A 21,914-nucleotide genomic window follows, 5' to 3' on the forward strand; every position below is an offset into this window, starting at 1 on the left:
CCGCTCGGCATTCCGGAAGTTTCATTCCGGCACTTTCGTCATTTCAGGATCATTGGCGTTGCCTTCCAGCGTAGGCGAGCAAGCCGCGTTCGTCGCCATCATATTCGTCATCGTCGCCGGAGAGTTGCACCAGCATTCCATATTTCACGATGCGAACGCAATGACGGCCGGCCGATACCAGGATCCCCTTGTTCGCCAGCTTCGTCATCATTCGCGATACGGTTTCGATCGTCAGGCCGAGATAGTCGGCAATGTCGAGCCGGGTCATCGGCAGCTCGACAATGGCATTGGACCGGCTATGGCCCGGGTCACGATGAAGCTGCTTCAGCAGGAAGCTGCAGACCCGCTCCTCGGCGTTCTTGCAGGACAGCAGCACCATCTGGTTCTGGGCGGCGGCCATCTCGTCGCGAAGGCGGGCAAAGACCTCTGGCCGCAGCGCCGGCGAGTTGCCGACTTCGGCCTCGAAAGCCTTGCGCGAGAGGCGGCGGACCCTGGTGTCGGTGATGGCTTCGGCGCTGTAGAGATAGTGGTTCTTCAAAGACACGCCGACGATGTCGCCAGCTTGCAGAAAGCCGGTGATGACCCGGCGGCCATCGGAGATGATCCTGAAGATGCGCAGGTTTCCTTCCACCACTTCGAAGAGGTGTTTGGCGGCGTCGCCCTCGAAGAACAGCGATTCCCCGGCTGCCAGACGTTCGACCGGCTGCTTGTTGAAAAGCGCCTGCAGGCAGCTCTGTTCGGAGCCGAGAAGCACCGCATTGGCGATTTCCAGCGCGTGATGAAAATTGGTTGTCTGCAGCATGACCGTTCCCTCTGTGCTGTCGATGAGGACAACTAACCCGACGCTGGTGACACGCTGATGCCACGCGTGTTAAAGACGGTGCCATTGGGTAACAGTCTGTAACAAGCAGCGGCTTGACGGATGGGCGATGGCAACACTTCAGCATGACGCGCATCTTCTCGTCGTTGACGACGATCCGCGCATTCGTCAGATGCTGACGCGCTATTTCGAGGGCGAGGGTTACACCGTCTCTTCCGCTTCTGACGGCATCGAGATGCGGGTACGCCTGCGTCAGCAGAGTTTCGATGCCATCCTGCTTGACCTTGTCCTTCCCGGCGGCACGGACGGGCTTGATCTTGCCCGCGAAATTCGCGCCCAATCCGATGTTCCGATCATGATGCTGACGGGCCGCGACGACGTCGTCGACCGGATCGTCGGTCTGGAAGTCGGCGCCGACGATTACATCGCCAAACCCTTCCATCTCAGAGAAGTCCACGCACGGTTGAAGTCGATCCTGCGCCGCCGGCAATCTTCGGCACGCAATGCCGAGCCGGTCAGCGAGGAGATCATCGGTTTCGAGGATTGGAAGCTCAATCTCAGCCGCCGGCAGCTTCTCGATCCCGACGGCGCGGAGATCGAGTTGACGACCGGCGAATTCGACATGCTGGCAACCTTCGTGCGGCATGCCGGCCGGGTGCTAACCCGTGACGTGCTGATGGATCTGACCCGGGGCCGAAACCTCGAAGCCTTCGACCGGACGATCGATGCCCAGATCGTCCGGCTGCGCCGCAAGATCGAAACAGATCCGAAGAGACCGCAATTCATCAAGGCCGTACGCGGCGTCGGTTACGTCTTTACTGCCAGGCTGGATTGACGAGTTCAGGACATGGTGACGCTTGCGGCGGCCACTTCCGTCGTCGTCCGCCGATGGTTTCGTGAAGCAGTTGCATCGTCAGATGTTTTTGCGCACGGGATAGGATGACTCCGGCCCGCACTCCTCGACATATCGCAAGAGACGAGATCAGGCCGGCGTGCGTAATGTGCCATGAACGTCGTCAAGAACCGCTTTGCGATGAATCAATGCGCCGCCGGGCGCCGCCTTCATCATCCCCGCCGAACAAACATCGCGAAGGGATGAGATCATGACGAACAAACTGATGAAGGCCGCAGTGGTGCGCGAATTCGGCAAACCGCTCGCAATCGAATGCGTGCCGGTGCCTGTGCCCGGGCCGGGCGAAATTCTGGTGAAGGTCGTCGCATGCGGCGTCTGCCATACCGATCTGCACGCAGCCGAAGGTGACTGGCCTGTCAAGCCGACGCCGTCCTTCGTTCCAGGCCATGAGGCAGCGGGCATCGTGACCGCCCTCGGTCCCGGTGTCACTGATTTCAAGGAAGGCGATGCGGTCGGCGTCGCCTGGTTGCACGATGCCTGCCTTCGCTGCGAATATTGCGAAACCGGCTGGGAAACGCTCTGCGAACACCAACACAATACCGGCTACAGCTGCAACGGCGGCTTTGCCGAATATGTCATCGCCTCCGCCGCCTTCGCCGCCCGCCTTCCCAAAAATGTCGACTTCGCCGAGATTGCGCCGATCCTCTGCGCCGGCGTCACGACGTATAAGGGCTTGAAGGAAACCGAGGCGCGCCCAGGTGAGTGGGTGGCGATATCGGGGATCGGCGGGCTGGGCCACGTCGCGATCCAATATGCCAAGGCGATGGGCCTCAAGGTGGTTGCGCTCGACGTCGCCGCCGCCAAGCTCGACCTTGCCCGCCAGGTAGGCGCCGATCTCGCACTCGATGCGCTTTCCGAAGACACGATCGAAAAAGTGCTGAAGGTGACGAGCGGCGGAGCGCATGGCGTGCTTGTCACCGCCGTCTCGCCGCCCGCCTTCTCGCAGGCCCTCAGTATGGTACGCCGCAAAGGCACCATTAGTCTTGTCGGCCTGCCGCCGGGCAATTTCCCGACACCGATCTTCGACGTGGTGCTGAAGCGCATCACCGTGCGTGGTTCGATCGTCGGGACACGCCGCGACCTCGATGAAGCGCTCGCCTTCGCCGCAGAAGGTCGCGTCCGAGCCGAGATCGCCACCGCGCCGCTCGATGACATCAACGACATCTTTGACGGGCTGAAGGCGGGAACGATCGAGGGGCGCATGGTGCTCGACATCGCCGGACAGGCGAGCGCAGTCGCAACTCCGGGGCAGTCCGCGGCATAGCCGGCCGCTGCGCAGCGTTCCCGCCGGCCGAAGCGGCGGGGACACAGGCGGCGCGTCGCCCAATACCCTGTTCATCTGCCCGCACCGTTTTCCTTGCCTTTTTGATTTTGACGCTGATCAAAGCATTTCGCTTTCATCGCAGTTACCTTCGTTCCACTGGTTTCGTCGGCAAATGCCGACGCGTTCGAAAGCTTCAGAGCGCCACCAGCATGATCCCAAACCTGTCTTTGTCAGGAGTTGAAAATGCTCGTTCAAGCCATCATGACCTCACCGCCGATCACCGTAACGGCATCCTGTTCCGTTGCCGACGCCGCGAAGTTAATGCTCGACAACAGGATCAGCGGCCTGCCGGTCGTTGATGCGAACGGAGCGCTCGTCGGCATCGTCAGCGAAGGCGATTTCCTGCGCCGCAGTGAACTGAACACGGAGCGCAAGCGTTCCTGGCTGCTCGAATGGCTGACCAGCCCCGGCAAGATCGCCGACGAATATGTCCGCGCGCACGGGCGACGGGTCGAGGAAGTGATGACCGCCCCGGTCAGCGCGATCGCGCCAACCGCCTCGATTTCCGACGCCGTCAGGCTGATGGAGCGCCAGGATATCAAGCGTCTGCCCGTCGTCGCCAATGGCAGGCTCGTCGGCATCGTTGCCCGCTCCGACCTGCTGCGCGCACTCTCGCAGGCCCTGCCGGCCGCCGCCGTTTCCGCAAACGATGCGCAGATCCAGGCGGCGATCGACGCCGAGCTTGGCCGGCAGAGCTGGAGCCGCAATGGCTTCATCCATTGCCGGGTGACGAACGGCGTTGCCGAGTTGAACGGCACCATCTTCGACGAACGCGAACGTCTCGCCGCGAAAGTCGCGGTCGAGAATGTTCCGGGCGTGACGTCGATCAAGGACCAACTCGTCTGGATCGATCCCTATTACGGCGTCGCAATCCCGCCGCCGGAGAGCGAAGCCAGACAGGCCTGAATTCGAGGGAAGATCATGGAACACCCGGCTCCCAACGTTCGCATGGCGCAGCTGCTGGCCACCTCGATGCTTGCAACGTCGGCACCGTTCGTACTTCTCGTTCCCGACATGGAAAAACTCGTCGTCGCATCGGAAGGGTGAGGGGTCAGGACGTCAAATGCCGAAAAACCTGTTCGGTTTCGTGCTCCTCATGGGTCGCCATCATCAGATCGCGATCGCCGCCCTTTCGATCCTCCTCTTCCTCGCCGGTACGGCGCCGCTTGAGGTGCAAAGGCGCATCATCAACGCGGCCACTGGGGGCGCTTCCTACCAGGCCATCCTGATTCTTGTTTTCGCTTACCTCGGCCTCGCCCTGCTGGAAGGTCTGACAAAGCTGGCGCTGAACCTCTATCGCGGATGGATCGGCGAGGTCGCGATCCGCTGGCTTCGCATGGGCGTGCTCGCCGCATCCGAGTGCTCTCGCGAATCTCCCGTCGATGCGCTCGCCGAAGGTGTCCAGCTTTCGATCGTCCTGGCCGAGGCGGAACCCGTCGGCGGCTTCGTCGGCACCAGCGTTTCGGAGCCCCTCCTGCAGGCCGGCATCCTGATTGCGGTTGGCGGTTACATGATCTACCTGCAGCCGCTGATGGCGCTTGCCGTCGCCGTCGTCTTCTTGCCGCAGATCGGCTTCGTGCCGCTGATGCAAATGGCGATCAACCGCCGGGTCGAGACCAAGATCACGGTGATGCGACACGTCAGCGAGGGCATGGTTCGGCACGTCGTCACCAGCGATGCTCTCGATGCCCAGAGCGGCCGGGTGCAGCGGCTCTTCTCGACCAATATGAGCATCTACCGGATCAAGTTCACCATGAATTTTCTGATGAATCTGATGACGCAGGTCGGCTATGTCGGCATCTTCGCGCTCGGGGGCTATTATGTCGTCACCGGCAAGACCGAGATAGGAACCGTCGTCGCCTTCATCTCCGGTCTGTCCAAGATCACTGATCCCTGGGGAGAACTGGTTGACTGGTATCGCGATCTCAAAGTCACTCAGGTCAAATACGCCCTGATCCGCGATGCGAGCGATGCCGCCACCACTTTGCGGGGCGAAGGCGTCTCCAGGGACGAAGTGCCGGCGCTGACGCGCTAAAGGCTTGAATCGCGGACAAGGTTGCCTGTTCGGGTGTCCTCCGCCTTCCCGATCTCGTTTCTACGAGTGTCACGGAATTTCTGAGGATGCCTTACGGCCACCTACGACAACATCCGTCCCGTTCGGCGCAGGTTATCGTGCCATCCCAAGGCTTCTTCGATCAGATGCGGCGTATGCCCGCCGCGCAGCAGCGCCCGCCGATGATAATCCGCGAGTAGCTCGCGGTAGCTTGGGTGCACACAATTGGCAATAATGACTTTGGCGCGTTCCCGCGGCGCCAGTCCGCGAAGATCGGCAAGACCGATTTCGGTAACGAGGATGTCGACATCATGCTCGGTATGATCGACATGGCTGACCATCGGCACGACGCGTGAGATCGCCCCGTCCTTGGCAAGCGATTTTGTCACGAAGATCGACATATAGGCGTTACGGGCGAAATCGCCGGAGCCGCCTATACCGTTCATCATGTGTGTGCCGCCGATATGGGTCGAGTTGACGTTGCCGTAGATGTCCAATTCCAATGCCGTGTTGATCGCGATGATACCGAGCCGGCGGATGACTTCGGGATGGTTGCTGATCTCCTGCGGCCGCAGCACCAGCCGCTGCTTGTAATGCCCGATCTCGGAAAGCACGCTGCGATGCCTTTGCGCCGAGAGCGTCATGGAAGATCCGGAAGCAAAGGCGAGCTTGCCGGCATCGATCAGATCGAAGGTCGAATCCTGCAGCACCTCGGAATAGAGGGTGAGATCGTGAAAGGGCGTCGCGGTGAAGCCATAAAGCACCGCATTGGCGATCGTTCCGATGCCTGCCTGCAGCGGCTGCAGCCTTTCCGTCAACCGGCCACGCCGCACCTCGTGCGACAGGAATTCTGTCAGATGGCCAGCGATCGCGTTGGTCTGCGCATCCGGCGGCGCCACCGTAGAGGCACTGTCGCTGCTTTGCGTGACGACGATTGCCGCAATCTTTTCCGCAGGGATAGGAATGAACGGTACGCCGATGCGGCAGTCGGGCGCCACGATCGGGATTGCCTCGCGGCTCGGCCGCTTGGTCGGAATGTAGACGTCGTGGAGTCCCTCGAGAGCTTCCGGCTGAGAGAGGTTGATCTCGACGATCACTTTCGGGGCGAGAATCGCGAAACTCGCCGAATTTCCGACGGAGGTGGTCGGCACGATGCCGCCATCTTCTGTAATCGCGGTTGCTTCGACGACGGCGACGTCGACTGGCGGGACTTGTCCGCTGCGCAGGGACTCGACGGTCTCGGAAAGATGCTGGTCGATGAACATCACCTCGCCGGCATTGATCGCCTCGCGCATGACCGGGTCCGATTGGAAAGGCAGGCGCCGCGCGACGGCATGCGCCTCGACGAGGGTTCGATCGAGATTGTGGCCAAGCGAGGCGCCAGTCATCAGCGTAATCCTCAGCGGATCGCGCCTTGCCCTTTCCGCCAGCGCCAGCGGCACGGCCTTGGCCTCGCCGGCCTGCGTAAAGCCGCTCATGCCGACGGTCATCCCATTGGTAATCAGGAGCGCCGCTTCCTCGGCGCCGACAATACGATCCCAGAGCTTCGCGCTGCGGAGACGGTTTCTGAACATAGCGAGCGATCCTCAATGCGACATTGGAACGGGGAGGTTGATGTCCCTGACGGCGTCTCGGCCGTCATGTCATTCTGGCGGCGTAGCGGCCTTGCACATTGACACGGCTCAAAAACCTGACGGGGATCGTGCGGGGGACATGGCGATACCTTCGCCGGCGTCACAAAACTCTTGGAATTCGCTTTATTGACCCGGATCAACGACGTCCCGGCTATTGCGGCCTATCGCTGTTCATGTCGATGAAACCAAGTGGAGAGAAGGCTATGAACAACATTGCGTTGAGACAGGCCATTCTGGACGAACTCGAATTCGAGCCAAGTGTCGATGCGGCCAATATTGGCGTGGCCGTTGATAATGGCATCGTTTCCCTCACCGGACATGTCCGCACGTATTCGGAGAAGGAGGCGGTCGAGCACGTGGTCAAACGCGTGAAGGGGGTTCGCGGCATCGCCCAGGAAATCGAGGTTCGTATCTTTGGCGCTCGCATCACCGACGACGACGATATCGCGCAGCGGGCGGTAAAGATGATCGACTGGAATGTCTGCATCCCGAAGGAAGCGGTGCAGGTGCGGGTCCTCAAGGGTTGGGTAACCTTAACCGGCGCGGTCGAGTGGCAATATCAGAAGGACGCTGCGTCAGATGCCGTCAAAGACCTGGCCGGCATTGTCGGCCTCTCGAATCTGGTCGAGGTTAGACCCAAGGCCAGCGCGGCCAACGTCAGGAAACGCATCGAGGATGCTTTCGAGCGCGATGCGGAGTTGCAGGCCGAGGCAATCCGAGTCGATGTTTCCGGCGGCAAAGTGACGCTGAAAGGCAAGGTCAGGACCTGGGCAGAACGACGCGCTGCCGAGCGAGCCGCTTGGTCGGCGCCCGGGATCACCACACTCGATGATCAGCTCTCGGTCGGTTGATCGACGTCTGACATCGATGGCGGCCCCCTGGCCGCCATCGGAGCGCTGAAACAGGTTATATTTGTCATGGACACGATACCCACCCGGACGGGAGAAGCACTGCTTGCGGCGGCGGGCAGCCCTCCGCCCTATCATTCCGACCGTGATTTCCGGCTTGAGCGAAGCACGGATGATGAATGGCGAATCGTCATTCTGTCGGCCCGCGCCCGAGCGTGGGTCCACGAACAGTTCTGTGGTCCGCTATGCCAATGTCTGGGTGACAGCATCGCCCTCGACATGCTGAGCGCCGATCGTTTTCTCAAGCAAGCGCACGATCAGGGCCTTCGAACGGAGTTCGTTGGGCGAAGCGGCAAAGATCTGTACTGATCAATGAAGAAGATCACTGTCTGATGCGGAAGAAAAGCTGTCGCTGTCGTCTGAACCGTTGACGGCAAAGCCGAAACCGGCGCCCGCGAAGGTTCTCAACACTTGCTCGCGAGAGAGCGTTTTCGCAAATTTCCTTGCCCAGAGGCACCGTCCTGCGCACCGGCGCCGTGCGATGTTGGCTCGTCCCGATCCACCTGCCTCAAAGCCTCGTGTTGCACCTATGCATGGGCGATTTTGCTCTGCCGTCTCACGGAGATTGCCCGGGCATCGCGGCGAAACACACATTGACGGCGATCAATGCCGCGTTGCCCGTTATCGGCTTTGATCGGTCCGTTGCCGAACGCGAAGTTCGGTTATTGCGGCGATCGTCTGCCGACCCCGCCGCGAAACGGTCCCACACGTTACGACAGAGGAGCAAGAACATGGCCAACACAGCCACCAAACTGCCGATCAAGACCGATGAGAAGAACAAGACTCCGCAGAGGGGCCTTTCCACCTTCGAGAGCCTGCGCTCGGAGATCGATCGGCTCTTCGACGATTTCACGCCGAGCTTCTGGCATCGCCCCTTTTCGAGACTGTCCTTCGACAAGGCGCTCTCGACGATCGTCTCTCCGGCCGTCGATCTCGTCGAGAGAGACAATGGTTATGAAATCACGGCTGAACTGCCGGGTATCGACGCCAGCAATGTCGACGTGAAAGTCACAAACGGCATTCTCGCCATCACGGCCGAAAAGCAGGAGACCAAAGAGGAGAAGGACAAGGAGTATCATCTTTCCGAACGCCGTTACGGCGCCTTCCACCGCGCATTCCAGCTTCCGCCGAGCGTCGACAGCGCCAAGATCGATGCGTCTTTTGCCAACGGTGTGCTGACGGTAAAGCTGCCGAAAAGCAACGACGCCCTGAAGAGCGAACGCAAGATCCCGATCAAGGCGGGCTGACTCTTCCGATGCGGGCGCGCCGTAACGGCGCGCCCTCTCTTGGGACGATTTCCTTGATGAAGATCAAGGCGAGGCTGCCGGACATCCCGTCCTATGAGGGCATGAACCACGCCGCTCAAATCCGCTGCGATGAGACAGGGCTTTCGCAAGCCGAAGCCGAAGCGCTGCTGCGTCGCTTCGGCCGCAACGAGTTGCCGAAATCAATTGCTCCCGGCTTCCTGCTCGTCTTCGCGCACCAGTTCCTGAGCCCGCTGATCTACATCCTGATCTGCGCCGCGGCGGTTTCCGCCATTGTCAGCGACCTAAAGGACGCGGCCTTCATTGCGGTAGTCCTCATTCTCAACGGCGCGATTGGCGCTTTCCAGGAATACTCGGCCGGCAAGGCTGCCGCTGCCCTGCGTAATCTCGAACAGCCCAGCACGCTGGTGATCCGCGATGGAATGCAGCAGACCATTGCCGCAACCGACCTTGTTCCGGGAGATCTTCTCGTGCTGGAATCCGGTAGGCGCGCGCCGGCCGATCTCACGCTCTTCGCCTGCGACGACCTTCAATGCGACGAATCCCTGCTGACGGGAGAATCCGTGCCGGTGCGCAAGTTCGCAAACGGCAGCGGCTCCTCCCAGGTCTTCGCCGGAACCATGATCGTCAGAGGGCGCGGTCGCGGCCGCGTTTCGGCGACAGGGTCGGCCACCGAACTCGGCAGGATTGCAACCAGTATCGGCGAAAGATCACGTTCGCAGCCACCGTTGCTGATCCGGCTTGAGTATTTCTCGCGCAACATTGCCTACTCGGTCGCCGTTGCCACGGCCTTGCTTCTTGCTGCCGGCCTGGCGCGGGGCCTTTCACTTCACGATCTTTTCCTGATGAGCGTCGGTCTTGCCGTCAGCGCGATTCCCGAAGGTTTGCCCGTCGCCATCACCGTTGCGCTGGCGATCAGTATGCGCCGCATGTCGAAGGCCAATGTCATTGTCCGCAACATGACGGCCGTTGAAGCGCTCGGCTCGTGCACGATGATTGCCACCGACAAAACCGGCACCCTGACCATGAACGAGTTGACGGTGACGGAAATGATCCTGCCGGAAGGAACCCGCCTCTTCTTCGACGCCGGCCATGACCTCGATCGCTGCGAGTTGCACGCACCCGGCGTCACCCGCGAAGTTGCTGCCGAAAGAGCCTTTTCGCTGCTGAAGGCTGCCGCCCTGCCGAATGAGGCGACCCTTCAGCAGCAAGCTGATGGCTGGAGCGGCACCGGCGACACCGTCGACATCGCACTGCTGGCGGCGGCCCGAAAGGCCGGCATCGATCACAGGCATCTGCGCGCCGATTTTCCCGCCCTCAGCGCCATTCCCTATGAGCCGGACCTGCGTTATGCCGCCTCCTTCCACGACGCGGAAGACAGCGTCCATGTCTTCGTCAAGGGCTCGCCCGAGACGGTGCTCGCCATGGCCGATCGAATGGACACAGGCAAGGGTTTCGTCGCTCTCGACAAGGCAGCGCTGATCAAACAGAAGGAAGAACTTGCCGGCCGCGGTCTGCGCGTGCTCGCCTTCGCCTATGGCGAGATGGCAGCGGCTTCCGACGACATCTATGGCCGCCATCATCTCGTCAACCTCGTCTTTCTGGGCTTCGTCGGTATGAAGGATCCGATCCGGCCCGAAGTACCCGATGCCATTCGTCGCTGCCGCACCGCGGGCATCGCGGTCGCCATGATAACCGGCGACGATCCCCGCACGGCGACCGCCATCGCCGCCGAAGCCGGCCTGGATTTCGACGACGACCAGATCGCAACCGGCGCCGAAATCGCCAAAGCGGAGCAGGAGGGGGCGGCGATCCTCGATGCTTTGACCGCCCGCACGCGGCTCTATGCGCGCGCGCAGCCGGCACAGAAGCTTTCGATCCTGCTGTCGCTGGCGCGGCAGGGCCATTTCGTCGCCATGACCGGCGACGGCGTCAACGATGCGCCGGCGCTGAAACACGCCCATGTCGGCGTTGCCATGGGTCACAAAGGCACGGATGTCGCCAAGGACAGCGCCGACATCATCATCACCGACGACAATTTCTCCTCCGTCGTCGCCGGTATCGGCGAGGGCCGGGTCGCCTATGCCAATATTCGCAAGGTGATCTTCATGCTCATCTCGACCGGCGCGGCTGAAGTGCTGCTCTTCATGCTGGCAATTCCGCTCGGCCTGCCGATGCCGCTGCTGCCGGTGCAATTGCTGTGGTTGAACCTGGTCACCAACGGCATCCAAGATGTCACGCTCGGTGCCGAAAAGGCCGAAGGCGACGAATTCTGCCGTCCGCCACGCAAGCCCTCGGAACCGATCCTCGACCGGCTGATGTTGCGCCGTGTGCTGCTTTCCACCCTCGTCATGGGTCTTGGTGGTTTTGCCATCTTTTACTGGCTGCTGCAGAACGGCTATTCGGAAGGGGCGGCTCGCAACATGCTGCTCCTGCTCTTCGTCCTCTTCGAGAACGTCCAGACCTGCAACAGCCGCTCGGAATATCAGTCTCTCTTCAGGCAAGGTTTTGGCGGTAACCTGCTGCTGCTTGCCGCTGTGCTCGTCGCCCAGGCGGTCCACATGCTCGCTATGCACCTCCCCTTCCTCAGCGACATACTCTCCCTGCAACCGGTATCTCCTAGCGAATGGGCAACGCTTCTGGCGCTCGCCTGTGCTCTGCTTGCGGTCTCCGAGGTGGACAAATGGTGCCGCAGGCAGCACCGCGACAACTGACGACAAGACGCGGCGGCCCGCCATAGCGATAAATGGCGTGCGTCCGTGAAATCCCATCATGCAGTGGCCAGCGATGACCCATCGGCTCAGGGCTTCAAGACAGCCGCCCCGCTCAATCGGCCGGCACGCAGGTCGTCAAGCGCCGTATTGGCTTCGGCAAGCGGATAGACGGTCGTGTGGGTCCTGACGCCTGCCTGTCGGGCAATGGGGAAGAATTCCTCCGCATCTTCACGCGTCAGATTTGCGACCGAAACAACGCTTCGCTCCCCCCAGATCAGCGCATAAGGCATGGCCGGAAGCTCACTCATGTGGATACCTCCGCAGACGACCCTTCCGCCCTTCCGCACCGCCTTCAGTGCAGCCGGTACGAGTTCGCCGACAGGTGCGAAGATGATTGCGGCGTCGAGCATGACAGGCGGAGCCTCATCCGAACCCCCTGCCCAGGCAGCGCCAAGGCCGAGCGCAAAACCTTGCGCTGCAGCGTCGCCGCTGCGTGAGAAAGCGTAGACCTGACGACCCTGCCAGCGGCATATTTGCGCGATGATATGGGCGGCTGCGCCAAAGCCGTAAAGCCCGATCCGGGCGCCGTCTCCAGCCTTCTTCAGCGAGCGCCAGCCGATCAGTCCCGCGCATAGCAGCGGCGCAAGAGCGACCGGATCGGCCTCGCTGTCGAGCGCAAATGCGTAAGCTGCATCGGCAACGACATGGGTGGTAAAACCTCCGTCGCGCGTATAGCCGGTAAATTGCGGCTGGTCGCAGAGATTTTCCTCTCCGCTGCGGCAGAACGAGCAGCGGCCACATGTGTGGCCGAGCCAGGGTACGCCGACCCTTTGCCCTATGCGTGACGCCGCGACACCTTCTCCGACCGCCTCGACGACGCCGACGATCTCATGGCCGGGAACGAGGGGAAGCTTCGGGTTCGGAAGATCGCCGTCACAGACGTGAAGATCCGTCCTGCAGACGGCGCAGGCTTCGACCTTCAACATCAACTGGCCTTTGCCCGGCGCGGGATCGGCGCGCTCCACCAGACGTAAAGGGGTCCCGATCGCCTCCAAAATCATCGCCTGCATCAGCGTCTCCTCATTTCGCAAACCGTTACGGTCTTGAAAACGCGACGATCGGCATGGACGAGCGTCAAGCCTACGTCCTGCCCATTCTCGTTCGCCGTTTTCGTCATGTGACGGTGGGGTAGATTGATCCTTCTCAATGCAACGGCAGCCCGATGTCACATGGTATATAATTGAAATGAAATATTGGGCGCGGAGGCCACTTATGAATGACCCTGTGAACGAGGCATGGATGCCGAGCATTTCCCCGGAGACCGTCCGCTATCTCATCCTCAAGGCTAAGGAGTTCGACGTCAAGGATGTCATCACCGAGCCGGATCCGGGCTCGAACCCGAGCGACGACAACATGATCGGAGTGCTGGAAGATCATGACGACGATCCCGTCGAGACCGAACTCAGGAGTGCAATCTGGGCTCTCAACGAAGACGAACAGATCGATCTGGTCGCCTTGGCGTGGCTCGGTCGAGGCGATGGGAATGTCAATGATTGGGATGAGCTTCGCAGCCGAGCAGCGGATGCGCACAATAGACGCACAGCGGCCTATCTTCTCGGCACGCCTCTCCTGCCGGATTATCTCGAGGAGGCGCTCGACCAGTTCGGTGAGACGTCCACAGACGATGCGCTGGGCCGGCTCTGACATTGCCGGCGCATGATTCGAAATGAACGGCAACGACATAGACGGCACAGGTACCTTCCGCGATGGATGGACCGGCACGTCTGGACCATCAGATGATGACATCATTGGTAACGACAGAAGCATTCCAGCGCCTCAGCCTCGCGCTTGCGATCGGCATCCTGGTCGGTATCGAGCGCGGCTGGCAGGATCGTGAGGCCGCGCCAGGCAAAAGGGTGGCGGGAATCCGCACCTATGGCCTGTCAAGTTTCCTGGGCGGCTTCTGCGGTTTCCTGCAGCCCGTCACGGGGCCAATTCTGCCGACGGCTATCTTTGTTTCCTTTTGCGTCACAATCCTCGTTTTCAGCCGCATGCAGGCAACACATGACGAAGACTACAGTGCAACCGGCACGATTGCCGCAATAACGGTCTTCGCACTGGGTTTCGGCGCGGTCGTTGCAGATATGACGGCAACGGCAGCAAGCGCGGTTGCAATAACGGCCCTTCTCGCCGCGCGGGAACCCTTGCATGGATTTCTTCGGCGCCTGACCTGGCTCGAGCTGAGGGCCGCCCTGATCCTGCTGACGATGACGGTCGTCATCCTCCCGATCCTGCCCAATGAGCCGGTCGATCCCTGGCAGGCGATCAATGTCTTCGAGCTTTGGATGATGACGATCCTGGTGGGAGCCGTTTCCTTTGTTGGTTATATCCTGATCAAGATTGGCGGCGCCCGTGCCGGAATCCTGTTGACCGGCGCCAGCGGCGGTATCGTCTCGTCGACAGCCCTGACGCTTTCCTTTGCCCGCCAGTCGATACAGATGCCCGCCCTCTCACCGCTCCTTTCAGCCGGAGCGATGCTGGCGGGAGCCGTTTCTCTCGCCCGGGTGCTTTTGATTTGCGGCCTCATTGCACCGGCTGTACTCAAGGAGCTGGCTCCATCGCTCGCTCCCGCTGCCATGATCTTCGCCATCGGAGGCGGCCTTGCCGCATCGTTGCGGCGCCCGGACGAGAGCACTGATTTTTTGCCGCGAAACCCGCTTGAGGTCATGGTCGTGCTGCGTTTCGCGCTTGTTCTCGCCGTCGTGACCGTCCTGACACGCTTGACCCTGATCGCCTTCGGAACCCAGTCATTGGTCGCCCTTGCGTTCATCACGGGACTGGGCGATCTCGATGCGATAACACTTGCCGTGGCGAAACTGTCATCCATCCAGGTGCCTGCAGATGCAGCCGCTCGCGCCATAGCGGTCGCGGCGTTCGCCAATATGCTTGCGAAGGCCGTTCTTGCGGCAAGTGTTGGGAGCATCGCCTATGCAATTCGTTTCGCGATCGCAGGCTGTGTCGCGACTTTTGCCGGGATTGCCGGCTTGGTTCTGGCATGAGTGCTTCTTCGCGTATCAATTACCGCCCCCCAATAACCTTCGCGGTTATTCACCGCATTTGGCCTCTTTCGCTCGCGGCTATCGCAATCACAGGCCTCATCGTCGGCGGTCTGTTGCGGTGGTGGCATGGCGATCTGCTTTTCTGGTCCACCACCGCTCTGGTCAGCGCGACGATCACTGTCATCGTCGCGCTTTCTGTTGATGTCGCACTCAGTTTGAGACGGGGCGACGTCGGCCTGGATCTCATCGCTGCCCTGTCCATGAGTGCTGCGCTCTGGTTTGGCGAATATTTTGCCGGCGCCATCGTTGCTGTCATGTATGCAGGTGGGCAGTTTCTGGAAAGCTTTGCTCAAAGGCGCGCAGAGAGCGGTATGAGCGAACTTCTGTCTCGCGCCCCCCGTAGCGCTGTTCGTGTCACCGCATCCGGCCTGTCCGAGGTTCCCATCGCGGCACTTGTCCCGGGAGACAAGCTGCTCGTCCGAAAGGGCGACGTGGTCCCTGCCGATGGCAAGGTTGTAGCCGGTCACGCGCTCTTGAACGAGGCGGCTCTCACCGGCGAGCCGTTGCCGGCGCGGCGGGAAAGCGGTGAATTGATCATGAGCGGGTCTTCCAATCTCGGCGATGCTTTTGAAATGATCGCCTCCGGCTCAGCAAGCGAAAGTACATATGCCGGAATAATCCGCATGGTGAGCCAGGCCCGAAGCTCGAAAGCGCCAATATCGAGATTGGCCGACCGCTTCTCCCTCGCCTTCCTGGCGATGACCCTGGTGATCGCCGGCCTGGCCGCGTGGTTGTCGGGCGATCCCACACGGATTGTTGCGGTTCTGGTCGTCGCGACACCTTGCCCGCTGATTCTCGCCGTTCCCGTCGCACTCGTGGCGGGAATGTCGAAAGCTGCCCGTGCAGGCGTCCTGGTCAAAGGAGCTCATGTCCTCGAGGTCCTCGCGACCATCTCGGTCGTCGTCTTCGACAAGACAGGCACGCTGACGACTGGAGAGCCTGCTGTTGTCAGAATCGAGACCGATCGGGATGCCGAGGAGATTTTGCGTCTCGCTGCATCCGTGGATCAAGCCTCTGGCCACGTGATTGGTCAAACGATTGTCGAAGAAGCGAAGCGACGTGGCCTGAGGCTTGCCAAACCCGCCCAACTCGCAGAAGTGCCAGGAGAAGGCATCGAGGGATATGTGGGCGGACACAAGGTAGCCGTTGGCGGATGGGATTTCATTGCCGGCAAGACAAGGCCCGCCACTCGCCCTGGCCCGAAGGACAACAGCACGGTCACAGCCTATGTCGCGATCGATGACGCTCTCGCCGGTACGATCGTCATGGCCGACCCGGTTCGCAAGGATGCTGTCCCGGCGATCGCGGATCTTCGACGTTTGGGCGTCAAGCGGCTTAGCCTTGCGACCGGTGACAGGGCCGAAGTCGCGGACGCCGTCGGCCTTGCTCTTCGTCTTGATCAGATCAGTGCCGAGCTTGAGCCGGCCGAGAAAGTTCAGAGGGTGACGGCGGAAAGATCCTACGGGCGCGTCATGATGATCGGTGATGGCGTCAACGATGCACCTGCACTTGCTGCTGCCGACGTCGGTGTTGCCGTTGGCCGGCGCAATCTTGCCGCCGCCGCTGAAGCGGCGGATGTCGTGTTGCTGCGGGATGACCTGGGGCAGATTGGAACTCTGCTGCAAACCGCGCGGCGGTCCCGTGCGATCGCTCTTCAGAGTGTCGCTTGCGGTGTCGGTCTATCGGTGATCGCGATGGTTTGTGCGAGCCTGGGATACCTCACGCCTGTCCAGGGCGCCCTTCTCCAGGAGGTGATCGATGTTGCCGTGATCGGCAACGCACTTCGTGCTCTCTAGTTAGTGGCAAAAGAGAGCGGGCATTTCAAGGCGCGTCAACAGTGACCGTGTGACCCCACCCAGAACGAATTCGCGCAGCCGCGAATGACCGAACGCGCCGGCGACCAGCAAATCAGCTTTGCGTTCCAGCGCCGCAGCTTGGATGACGCCGGCTGACGGTTCTCCGTTCGCCTGGACGGCCGTGACATCGACGGCAAGGCCGGCCTTTCGAAGTGCAGCCGCAAGGTGGTCTCGCCTGCGCTCGTCAATCTGCTTGTCGTCCGTCACGGAAATCAGGACGACACGCGAAGCCTGTTCCAGCAGGAATCTGGCACCTGTCAGTGCCCGCGCGACGGTGGCTCCCCCATCCCAGGCGACGGCGACAGCATCGATCCGCCCGCAGAAATTGTCCGTGGGAAAAAGCAGGAGCGGTCTACCGCTTTCAAACAGCACGCTCTCGATCAGCGGCCTCATTATTTCGGATGCTTCCAGAATCGAAAGATCATATGCGCGCGACAGCTCGGCAAGAGCTTGGGCGACAAACGGTTGCCTCGCGTCGAATGGCTGGATCTCAACCTCGATCTCGGCTTGCTTCGCATAGTCACGCAGCGTCTGCTCGAGAACGGCGCCATTGTCTCTGCTGACGTGCTCGGCATCCGCACGCATTTTTTCCACGTCAAGAAATGACGGAAGTCGCGGTTGCACGGGTTCAATTCTGACCAACGGTATACTTGCCGTTAAATCAGCCTTTTGGTGAAGGGAAACAGCGACAGCATTCTGAAGGAGCGAAAAGGAGCTTGCGTCGGGATAGGTGACGAGGGGTAAATGAAATTGCGCTTTCATGGGTGATGTCCTCCCGATGATTGGAGCTAGCATCGCCTGTTCGTGCGGCCCGCGCTTTGACGAAAATCAAGGTGATAAATCGCAGAAGCGCGAGCATGATTTGAATGTCCTCACGAAGGAGGGAGCCAGCGATGACTTTCAAATCCATCCTTACGCATTTCGATATCGATGCCCAGCCCGATCATCGCTTCACCTTTGCGATAAACCTCGCTGAGCGTTGCAATGCCGAACTCGCCTGCATATCCGCGGCCCAGCCGCTATTCGTGATCGAGCCAAGCATCGGACCGACATCCGGAACCAAAATCATGCGTGAAGAGATGGAGGCGGTCGAGACGCGACAACGCGACCTGCACGAGCGGATCATGCGACATGCGCCGTTCAGGAACCACGTCTCCTGGCAGACAAAGGCTGCCGACCCGGCAACCTTTGTCGTTGAAAATGCACGAGCGGCCGACCTTATTATCCTCTTTGATGTCGAGAAGGGTCAGGCACGCGATTACCGACGCACGGTTAACATACCGGACGTTTTGCTGTCGGCGGGCAGACCGGTGCTGCTACCTTCGGCCTCCCGGGCTCCTCTGGAAGCTCAGACGATTGTGATTGCCTGGAAGGACACGAAGGAATCGCGGCGGGCAATTGTCGACGCGATGCCTCTGTTGATCTTGGCGCAAGACGTGGTCGTCCTTTCGATCGAGGAGAGCCACCCGATCGATGAGCAAGCGCTGAATGATGTTGTTCGGTTTCTCTCCCGCCATTCGGTTCCAGCCCGGAGCATCATCGAGCCGCGACAGACAGGCGATGCAGGGATGACGATCATCGAAGCTGCAGATAGGTTGGCGGCAGATCTGATTGTCGCAGGCGCATATAGCCACAATCGATTTCGCGAACGTGTCTTCGGAGGGATCACCCGCACGCTGCTCCATAACAACGCCATCAACCGGCTTTTGTCGAATTAACCGGTACTCCAAGGCGGGGAGAGTCTCGCCTCTGTGGGAGTTTCAGTCATTGCGCTCCATCAACGACAGGGTGTGATCAGGTGGTAATATATGAACTTGTCGCGGCAAGGAGAGTTACCGATGAGCTACATCCTGAAAGACTTGACGCAAGCAGAATGCTTCGCCGTTCTTGAGCATTCCCGGTTTGGCCACCTGGCCTGTTGCAAGGATGACAAGCCCTACTTGGTGCCGATCTACTTCGCTTATGCAAAGGGTGTGATCTACAGTTTTTCCATGCCCGGCCGGAAGGTCGACTGGATGCGCGCGAACGAAAACGTCTGTTTGCAAATCGACCAGCATGGAACGGGCAAGGGCTGGACGAGCGTCGTCGTCGATGGGCGCTTCGAAGAGTTTCCGGATACAGACCTTTGGCGCAATGAAAGGCTGCAAGCCTGGTCGTTGCTGCAAAAACACTTCGATTGGTGGGAAATCGGTGCCTTGAAGCCGCAGCCGCAGGCAACGGCCTCGGAGTCCGAGCACATATTTTACGGCATATTTGTCCGTGAGGTTACCGGTCGAACGGCGCTTTCCGTTGATTGAAAGCCGGGCCATTGATTGAAAGCCGGGCCGTTGATTGAAAACCGGGGGAGGACGCCCGGGATGAACCCGGGCGTCTTGCTCAATGGGCGAGGAACAGGGGAATTTTTGTTTCCTCCAGCATCGATCGCGTTACACCGCCAAAAAGACGCTGCTGAAGCCGGGGATGATTATATGCGCCCATGACGATCATGTCGGCAGCGACATCGGCGGCATGCTGCCGCAGCACCTCATCGACGCGGCGGCCGCCGCTTGCGACGCAATCCACATCAACTTTCACCCCGTGGCGTGCCAGAAAGGTGGCAACGTCAGCGCCTGGTTCTTCACCATTCGCCGATGATGATGCCAGCGGATCGACGAGCGTGATATGCACCGATTCAGCAGCCTGCAGGAACTCGATCGACTGACGTGCCGCGCGCGAAGCCTCGTCGCTGGAGTCCCAGGCCAGCAGGATCGCTTTTGGAGCAAGCCCGACATTGGACTTTCTCGGGTTGATCAGCATCGGTGTCGGCGACCGGAACAGGGCACCATCGATAACCCTGCGCCGCAGTTCCTGGTCACGGGCGGCCTGAGGGCCGACCAGGACGAGATCGGCATAGAGTGCCCGCTCTGCAATATCTTCGTCCGCCCAGGCGAATTCGGTGTAGATCTCCTGCACCTCGAAAGAGACCTCGCTCCTTGCGAGGACTGCTTTGATCTCGGAACTCTTATCGGCCAGGCGATCGATTTCGCGCTGACGTTCTTCGACCCAGACCGTCGAGACAACCTCGTAGGAACCGATAGGGGGCGCTGCGCCCATCGAAATCGCCATTGCGGTGAGATGGGCGCCGTGGGTTTCGCAAAAGTCGATGGCGCCCTTCAAGTCTTCGTCGAAGTGATTGACGCCGAGGACGCTCAAAACAGTTTTGATGGTCATGACCAGTTGCCTCTCTTGTTGGAATTGACCAACCCTAATCTCCCTTGCTCCCCCATTCATTGATCTGCCGCAAAGCGGTCGGTGTTCCCGCCGGCTAGGATGTGTAAACAATTGGGGGCAGGCCATGTCAGATCCAGTTTTATATTTTCACGGTGCAGCCGGATCGGTGACCGGCTCCTGCTTTCTTTTGGACCATCGTGGTGTTCGGATCGTGATCGATTGCGGCATGTTCCAAGGATCGAAAACGGAGAAGGAGCTGAACTATCGTCCTTTCCCTTTCGAGCCGGCCGCCGTTGACGCTGTCATTTTGACCCACGCACATATCGATCATTCGGGCCTAGTCCCCAAGCTGCTGAAGGCAGGGTTTGCCGGACATATTTACTGTACCGCTGCCACCTTGGACCTGTGCGGGATCATGCTCCAGGACTCCGGCCATATCCAGGAATCGGAGGTCGAGCAGCTCAATCGCCGCAATCGCTGGAGATCACGCGACGCCATAGAACCAATTTACAACGCGGATGACGCACGAGTCGCGATGACGCAATTTCAAGCCGTCGCTCATAAGGAATGGCACGAGCTTTCTGGCCACCTCCGCTTCCGGTTCTGGGACGCCGGCCATCTTCTCGGCTCCGCATCGGTCGAAATCGAGCTTTCGGGAACGGATGAACCGACCCGAATGCTGTTTTCGGGCGATATCGGGCCTCAGCATAAATTGCTGGAGGCTGCACCCGAAGCGCCCCAGGGGTTCGACTATGTCATCTGCGAAAGCACCTATGGCGATCGCGAGCGGGACGAAGTTTCGGATGAAGCACGGCGCGGGCTGCTCCTTGAAATTGTGCTGAAGGCCCATCATCCAAGCGGCGCTTTGCTGATCCCGTCCTTTGCGGTCGAACGAACCCAGGAGCTTCTGGCTGATCTCAACATCCTGATGGACGAAGGCAGTCTGCCGCGCTGTCCGATCGTGATCGACTCGCCGCTCGCGTCGCGCGCCACTGCGATATTCAAGCGTTACGCGCGCGCCATGGCGAACGGAAATTTGCTGGTCAAAGCATTGAATTCGAAGAACGTGCGCTTCACGGAAACCGCCGAGCAATCGAAGGCGCTCGACCTTATCCGTGGCTTCCACATTATCATCGCGGCAAGCGGAATGTGCGAGGCGGGCCGGATTCGCCATCGGCTCAAGAACTGGCTTTGGCGCGATGAGGGCAGTGTTCTCATCGTCGGTTTTCAGGCGGAGGGAACGCTCGGACGTCTACTCCAAGACGGAGCGCGCACGGTCAGGATCCAAGGCGATGAAATCGTCGTGCGTGCAACCATTCACTCTCTGGAGGCGTATAGTGGTCATGCCGATGCGACCGAATTGATGCAGTGGGTGGCAGCGCGCAAACCGGTTCGAACAGGATTGTTCCTGGTTCATGGCGAAGATGCAGCGCGCGACCAGTTGAAATCCCGTTTGGCATTGGAGCAGCCGGATATCACGATCCTTATCCCCTCGCTCGATGCTTGTTACCGCCTGACGCGGCAAGGCGCGGAACTCTTGGGCCCTGCTTCCCCGCGCCCGCGTCTTGCACCACAAGAGGTTGGCCATCCTGATTGGCACAATGAGTACCAGTCGATCGTTATCGACTTGGAAGAGCGCTTGCGCCGTCGACCTGATCGGAAGGGACGAGCGGTGATCCTGCGTCGGGTGAAAAGAGCGCTCGATGATGAAATGGGAGAACAATGATGTTGGTTACAGATCGTGACTGCCAGAGCGGAGGAGCGCGATTTGCCGTGCCGACGCTCGGCGAAATCGAAGGAAAACTTCTGGTTTCGGAAGTGGTCGCTACCAGCTGCCTGCGGCACCTTTTCGCTCACACGAACGATGCCGTTGTGCCTGCCATCAAACGCCGGATCAGACGATCGCTCGAAACCCGCTGCCAGGCGGAAAAGCTCTGCCACGATGATACGGAAGCGGCCGTGGAATATGCTTTTCAACTGGTGGAGGCGGCGGCCGAAGCGGCCGGCAGGAAGCGGACGGTTTCATCGAAACCTGGCGGCTGCGAGACGATTCGTCGGCTGAGGGAGATGCATGGTCCTTCCGGTCGTTAGGTTGGAA

At 60.2% G+C, this 21,914-nt stretch carries 21 protein-coding genes; 16 read left to right on the forward strand and 5 right to left on the reverse strand.

Annotation, left to right across the window (positions count from 1 at the left end; all coding sequences use genetic code 11):
- Positions 1-49: 49 nt before the first annotated feature.
- Positions 50-802, reverse strand: coding sequence for a Crp/Fnr family transcriptional regulator (locus FHX10_RS18195; protein ID WP_028757963.1), 753 nt, complete (start codon positions 800-802; stop codon positions 50-52).
- A 127-nt stretch (positions 803-929) separates the two neighbouring features.
- Here FHX10_RS18195 and FHX10_RS18200 point away from each other — a divergent pair, with 127 nt between their 5' ends.
- The 5 genes from FHX10_RS18200 to FHX10_RS18215 all read left to right on the forward strand — a co-directional run bounded on the left by FHX10_RS18200 (position 930) and on the right by FHX10_RS18215 (position 5,092).
- Positions 930-1,655 (forward strand): response regulator, encoded by a 726-nt coding sequence (locus FHX10_RS18200; protein ID WP_028757964.1) that lies wholly within the window; start codon positions 930-932, stop codon positions 1,653-1,655.
- Between the two features lie 268 nt (positions 1,656-1,923).
- Positions 1,924-2,997: an alcohol dehydrogenase AdhP gene (adhP, locus tag FHX10_RS18205; protein ID WP_184390032.1), complete on the forward strand. Its 1,074-nt coding sequence runs from the start codon at positions 1,924-1,926 to the stop codon at positions 2,995-2,997.
- Positions 2,998-3,240: 243 nt separating this feature from the next.
- Entirely contained in the window at positions 3,241-3,963 is a 723-nt protein-coding gene (locus tag FHX10_RS18210) for a CBS domain-containing protein (RefSeq protein WP_168333945.1), read from the forward strand.
- 15 nt (positions 3,964-3,978) lie between these two features.
- On the forward strand, positions 3,979-4,104 hold the full coding sequence (locus tag FHX10_RS35480; RefSeq protein ID WP_280949747.1) for a hypothetical protein: 126 nt from the start codon (positions 3,979-3,981) through the stop codon (positions 4,102-4,104).
- Between the two features lie 16 nt (positions 4,105-4,120).
- Positions 4,121-5,092 carry an ABC transporter ATP-binding protein gene (locus FHX10_RS18215; protein ID WP_097595812.1) on the forward strand — a complete coding sequence of 324 codons (972 nt, stop codon included), beginning with the start codon at positions 4,121-4,123 and terminating at the stop codon, positions 5,090-5,092.
- Between the two features lie 101 nt (positions 5,093-5,193).
- Here the strand turns inward: FHX10_RS18215 and FHX10_RS18220 are convergent, their stop codons facing one another.
- Entirely contained in the window at positions 5,194-6,684 is a 1,491-nt protein-coding gene (locus FHX10_RS18220) for an acetyl-CoA hydrolase/transferase family protein (RefSeq protein WP_168333944.1), read from the reverse strand.
- Positions 6,685-6,947: 263 nt separating this feature from the next.
- Here FHX10_RS18220 and FHX10_RS18225 point away from each other — a divergent pair, with 263 nt between their 5' ends.
- The 4 genes from FHX10_RS18225 (at position 6,948) to FHX10_RS18240 (ending at position 11,631) form a co-directional block, all read left to right on the forward strand.
- Entirely contained in the window at positions 6,948-7,595 is a 648-nt protein-coding gene (locus FHX10_RS18225) for a BON domain-containing protein (protein WP_063473405.1), read from the forward strand.
- A 66-nt stretch (positions 7,596-7,661) separates the two neighbouring features.
- Positions 7,662-7,961, forward strand: coding sequence for a hypothetical protein (locus FHX10_RS18230; RefSeq protein WP_063473404.1), 300 nt, complete (start codon positions 7,662-7,664; stop codon positions 7,959-7,961).
- Positions 7,962-8,383: 422 nt separating this feature from the next.
- Positions 8,384-8,899 carry an Hsp20/alpha crystallin family protein gene (locus FHX10_RS18235; RefSeq protein ID WP_047617325.1) on the forward strand — a complete coding sequence of 172 codons (516 nt, stop codon included), beginning with the start codon at positions 8,384-8,386 and terminating at the stop codon, positions 8,897-8,899.
- Between the two features lie 56 nt (positions 8,900-8,955).
- Positions 8,956-11,631, forward strand: coding sequence for an HAD-IC family P-type ATPase (locus FHX10_RS18240; RefSeq protein ID WP_183844868.1), 2,676 nt, complete (start codon positions 8,956-8,958; stop codon positions 11,629-11,631).
- Between the two features lie 86 nt (positions 11,632-11,717).
- Here the strand turns inward: FHX10_RS18240 and FHX10_RS18245 are convergent, their stop codons facing one another.
- Positions 11,718-12,701, reverse strand: coding sequence for a zinc-dependent alcohol dehydrogenase family protein (locus FHX10_RS18245; protein WP_168333943.1), 984 nt, complete (start codon positions 12,699-12,701; stop codon positions 11,718-11,720).
- A 202-nt stretch (positions 12,702-12,903) separates the two neighbouring features.
- On the opposite strand from FHX10_RS18245, the gene FHX10_RS18250 reads away from it, so the two are divergent.
- From FHX10_RS18250 to FHX10_RS18260, 3 genes are all read left to right on the forward strand, one after another.
- Positions 12,904-13,335, forward strand: coding sequence for a DUF3775 domain-containing protein (locus tag FHX10_RS18250; RefSeq protein ID WP_168333942.1), 432 nt, complete (start codon positions 12,904-12,906; stop codon positions 13,333-13,335).
- A gap of 92 nt (positions 13,336-13,427) precedes the next feature.
- Positions 13,428-14,690 carry an MgtC/SapB family protein gene (locus tag FHX10_RS18255; protein ID WP_168333941.1) on the forward strand — a complete coding sequence of 421 codons (1,263 nt, stop codon included), beginning with the start codon at positions 13,428-13,430 and terminating at the stop codon, positions 14,688-14,690.
- A gap of 260 nt (positions 14,691-14,950) precedes the next feature.
- Positions 14,951-16,546 carry a heavy metal translocating P-type ATPase gene (locus FHX10_RS18260; RefSeq protein WP_246740186.1) on the forward strand — a complete coding sequence of 532 codons (1,596 nt, stop codon included), beginning with the start codon at positions 14,951-14,953 and terminating at the stop codon, positions 16,544-16,546.
- Here FHX10_RS18260 and FHX10_RS18265 read toward each other — a convergent pair whose 3' ends face one another.
- Positions 16,547-17,368: a universal stress protein gene (locus FHX10_RS18265; RefSeq protein ID WP_168333939.1), complete on the reverse strand. Its 822-nt coding sequence runs from the start codon at positions 17,366-17,368 to the stop codon at positions 16,547-16,549.
- Positions 17,369-17,499: 131 nt separating this feature from the next.
- On the opposite strand from FHX10_RS18265, the gene FHX10_RS18270 reads away from it, so the two are divergent.
- Positions 17,500-18,324, forward strand: coding sequence for a universal stress protein (locus tag FHX10_RS18270; RefSeq protein ID WP_168333938.1), 825 nt, complete (start codon positions 17,500-17,502; stop codon positions 18,322-18,324).
- Positions 18,325-18,444: 120 nt separating this feature from the next.
- A complete protein-coding gene (locus FHX10_RS18275) occupies positions 18,445-18,903 on the forward strand; it encodes a pyridoxamine 5'-phosphate oxidase family protein (RefSeq protein ID WP_097544488.1) in 459 nt (152 codons plus the stop codon).
- Between the two features lie 79 nt (positions 18,904-18,982).
- Here the strand turns inward: FHX10_RS18275 and FHX10_RS18280 are convergent, their stop codons facing one another.
- Positions 18,983-19,816 (reverse strand): universal stress protein, encoded by an 834-nt coding sequence (locus FHX10_RS18280; protein ID WP_097544487.1) that lies wholly within the window; start codon positions 19,814-19,816, stop codon positions 18,983-18,985.
- Between the two features lie 124 nt (positions 19,817-19,940).
- On the opposite strand from FHX10_RS18280, the gene FHX10_RS18285 reads away from it, so the two are divergent.
- Positions 19,941-21,542: an MBL fold metallo-hydrolase gene (locus tag FHX10_RS18285; RefSeq protein ID WP_184390035.1), complete on the forward strand. Its 1,602-nt coding sequence runs from the start codon at positions 19,941-19,943 to the stop codon at positions 21,540-21,542.
- Positions 21,542-21,907 (forward strand): hypothetical protein, encoded by a 366-nt coding sequence (locus tag FHX10_RS18290; RefSeq protein WP_168333936.1) that lies wholly within the window; start codon positions 21,542-21,544, stop codon positions 21,905-21,907. The genes FHX10_RS18285 and FHX10_RS18290 overlap by 1 nt, the downstream gene beginning before the upstream one ends.
- Positions 21,908-21,914 lie beyond the last annotated feature (7 nt).

The organism is Rhizobium sp. BK591 (genome assembly GCF_014195045.1).
Classification (GTDB): domain Bacteria; phylum Pseudomonadota; class Alphaproteobacteria; order Rhizobiales; family Rhizobiaceae; genus Rhizobium; species Rhizobium anhuiense.

What these genes read in the sequence shown, in the direction of transcription:
- FHX10_RS18240 (WP_183844868.1), top strand. Translation starts at nt 8,956, where the DNA reads ATGAAGATCAAGGCGAGGCTGCCGGACATCCCGTCCTATGAGGGCATG.
- FHX10_RS18255 (WP_168333941.1), top strand. Translation starts at nt 13,428, where the DNA reads ATGATGACATCATTGGTAACGACAGAAGCATTCCAGCGCCTCAGCCTC.
- FHX10_RS18285 (WP_184390035.1), top strand. Translation starts at nt 19,941, where the DNA reads ATGTCAGATCCAGTTTTATATTTTCACGGTGCAGCCGGATCGGTGACC.
- FHX10_RS18275 (WP_097544488.1), top strand. Translation starts at nt 18,445, where the DNA reads ATGAGCTACATCCTGAAAGACTTGACGCAAGCAGAATGCTTCGCCGTT.
- FHX10_RS18280 (WP_097544487.1), bottom strand. Translation starts at nt 19,816, where the DNA reads ATGACCATCAAAACTGTTTTGAGCGTCCTCGGCGTCAATCACTTCGAC.
- FHX10_RS18250 (WP_168333942.1), top strand. Translation starts at nt 12,904, where the DNA reads ATGAATGACCCTGTGAACGAGGCATGGATGCCGAGCATTTCCCCGGAG.
- FHX10_RS18200 (WP_028757964.1), top strand. Translation starts at nt 930, where the DNA reads ATGGCAACACTTCAGCATGACGCGCATCTTCTCGTCGTTGACGACGAT.
- FHX10_RS18265 (WP_168333939.1), bottom strand. Translation starts at nt 17,368, where the DNA reads ATGAAAGCGCAATTTCATTTACCCCTCGTCACCTATCCCGACGCAAGC.
- adhP (WP_184390032.1), top strand. Translation starts at nt 1,924, where the DNA reads ATGACGAACAAACTGATGAAGGCCGCAGTGGTGCGCGAATTCGGCAAA.
- FHX10_RS18270 (WP_168333938.1), top strand. Translation starts at nt 17,500, where the DNA reads ATGACTTTCAAATCCATCCTTACGCATTTCGATATCGATGCCCAGCCC.
- FHX10_RS18230 (WP_063473404.1), top strand. Translation starts at nt 7,662, where the DNA reads ATGGACACGATACCCACCCGGACGGGAGAAGCACTGCTTGCGGCGGCG.
- FHX10_RS18245 (WP_168333943.1), bottom strand. Translation starts at nt 12,701, where the DNA reads ATGCAGGCGATGATTTTGGAGGCGATCGGGACCCCTTTACGTCTGGTG.
- FHX10_RS18235 (WP_047617325.1), top strand. Translation starts at nt 8,384, where the DNA reads ATGGCCAACACAGCCACCAAACTGCCGATCAAGACCGATGAGAAGAAC.
- FHX10_RS18195 (WP_028757963.1), bottom strand. Translation starts at nt 802, where the DNA reads ATGCTGCAGACAACCAATTTTCATCACGCGCTGGAAATCGCCAATGCG.
- FHX10_RS18210 (WP_168333945.1), top strand. Translation starts at nt 3,241, where the DNA reads ATGCTCGTTCAAGCCATCATGACCTCACCGCCGATCACCGTAACGGCA.
- FHX10_RS35480 (WP_280949747.1), top strand. Translation starts at nt 3,979, where the DNA reads ATGGAACACCCGGCTCCCAACGTTCGCATGGCGCAGCTGCTGGCCACC.
- FHX10_RS18225 (WP_063473405.1), top strand. Translation starts at nt 6,948, where the DNA reads ATGAACAACATTGCGTTGAGACAGGCCATTCTGGACGAACTCGAATTC.
- FHX10_RS18260 (WP_246740186.1), top strand. Translation starts at nt 14,951, where the DNA reads ATGAGTGCTGCGCTCTGGTTTGGCGAATATTTTGCCGGCGCCATCGTT.
- FHX10_RS18220 (WP_168333944.1), bottom strand. Translation starts at nt 6,684, where the DNA reads ATGTTCAGAAACCGTCTCCGCAGCGCGAAGCTCTGGGATCGTATTGTC.
- FHX10_RS18215 (WP_097595812.1), top strand. Translation starts at nt 4,121, where the DNA reads ATGCCGAAAAACCTGTTCGGTTTCGTGCTCCTCATGGGTCGCCATCAT.
- FHX10_RS18290 (WP_168333936.1), top strand. Translation starts at nt 21,542, where the DNA reads ATGTTGGTTACAGATCGTGACTGCCAGAGCGGAGGAGCGCGATTTGCC.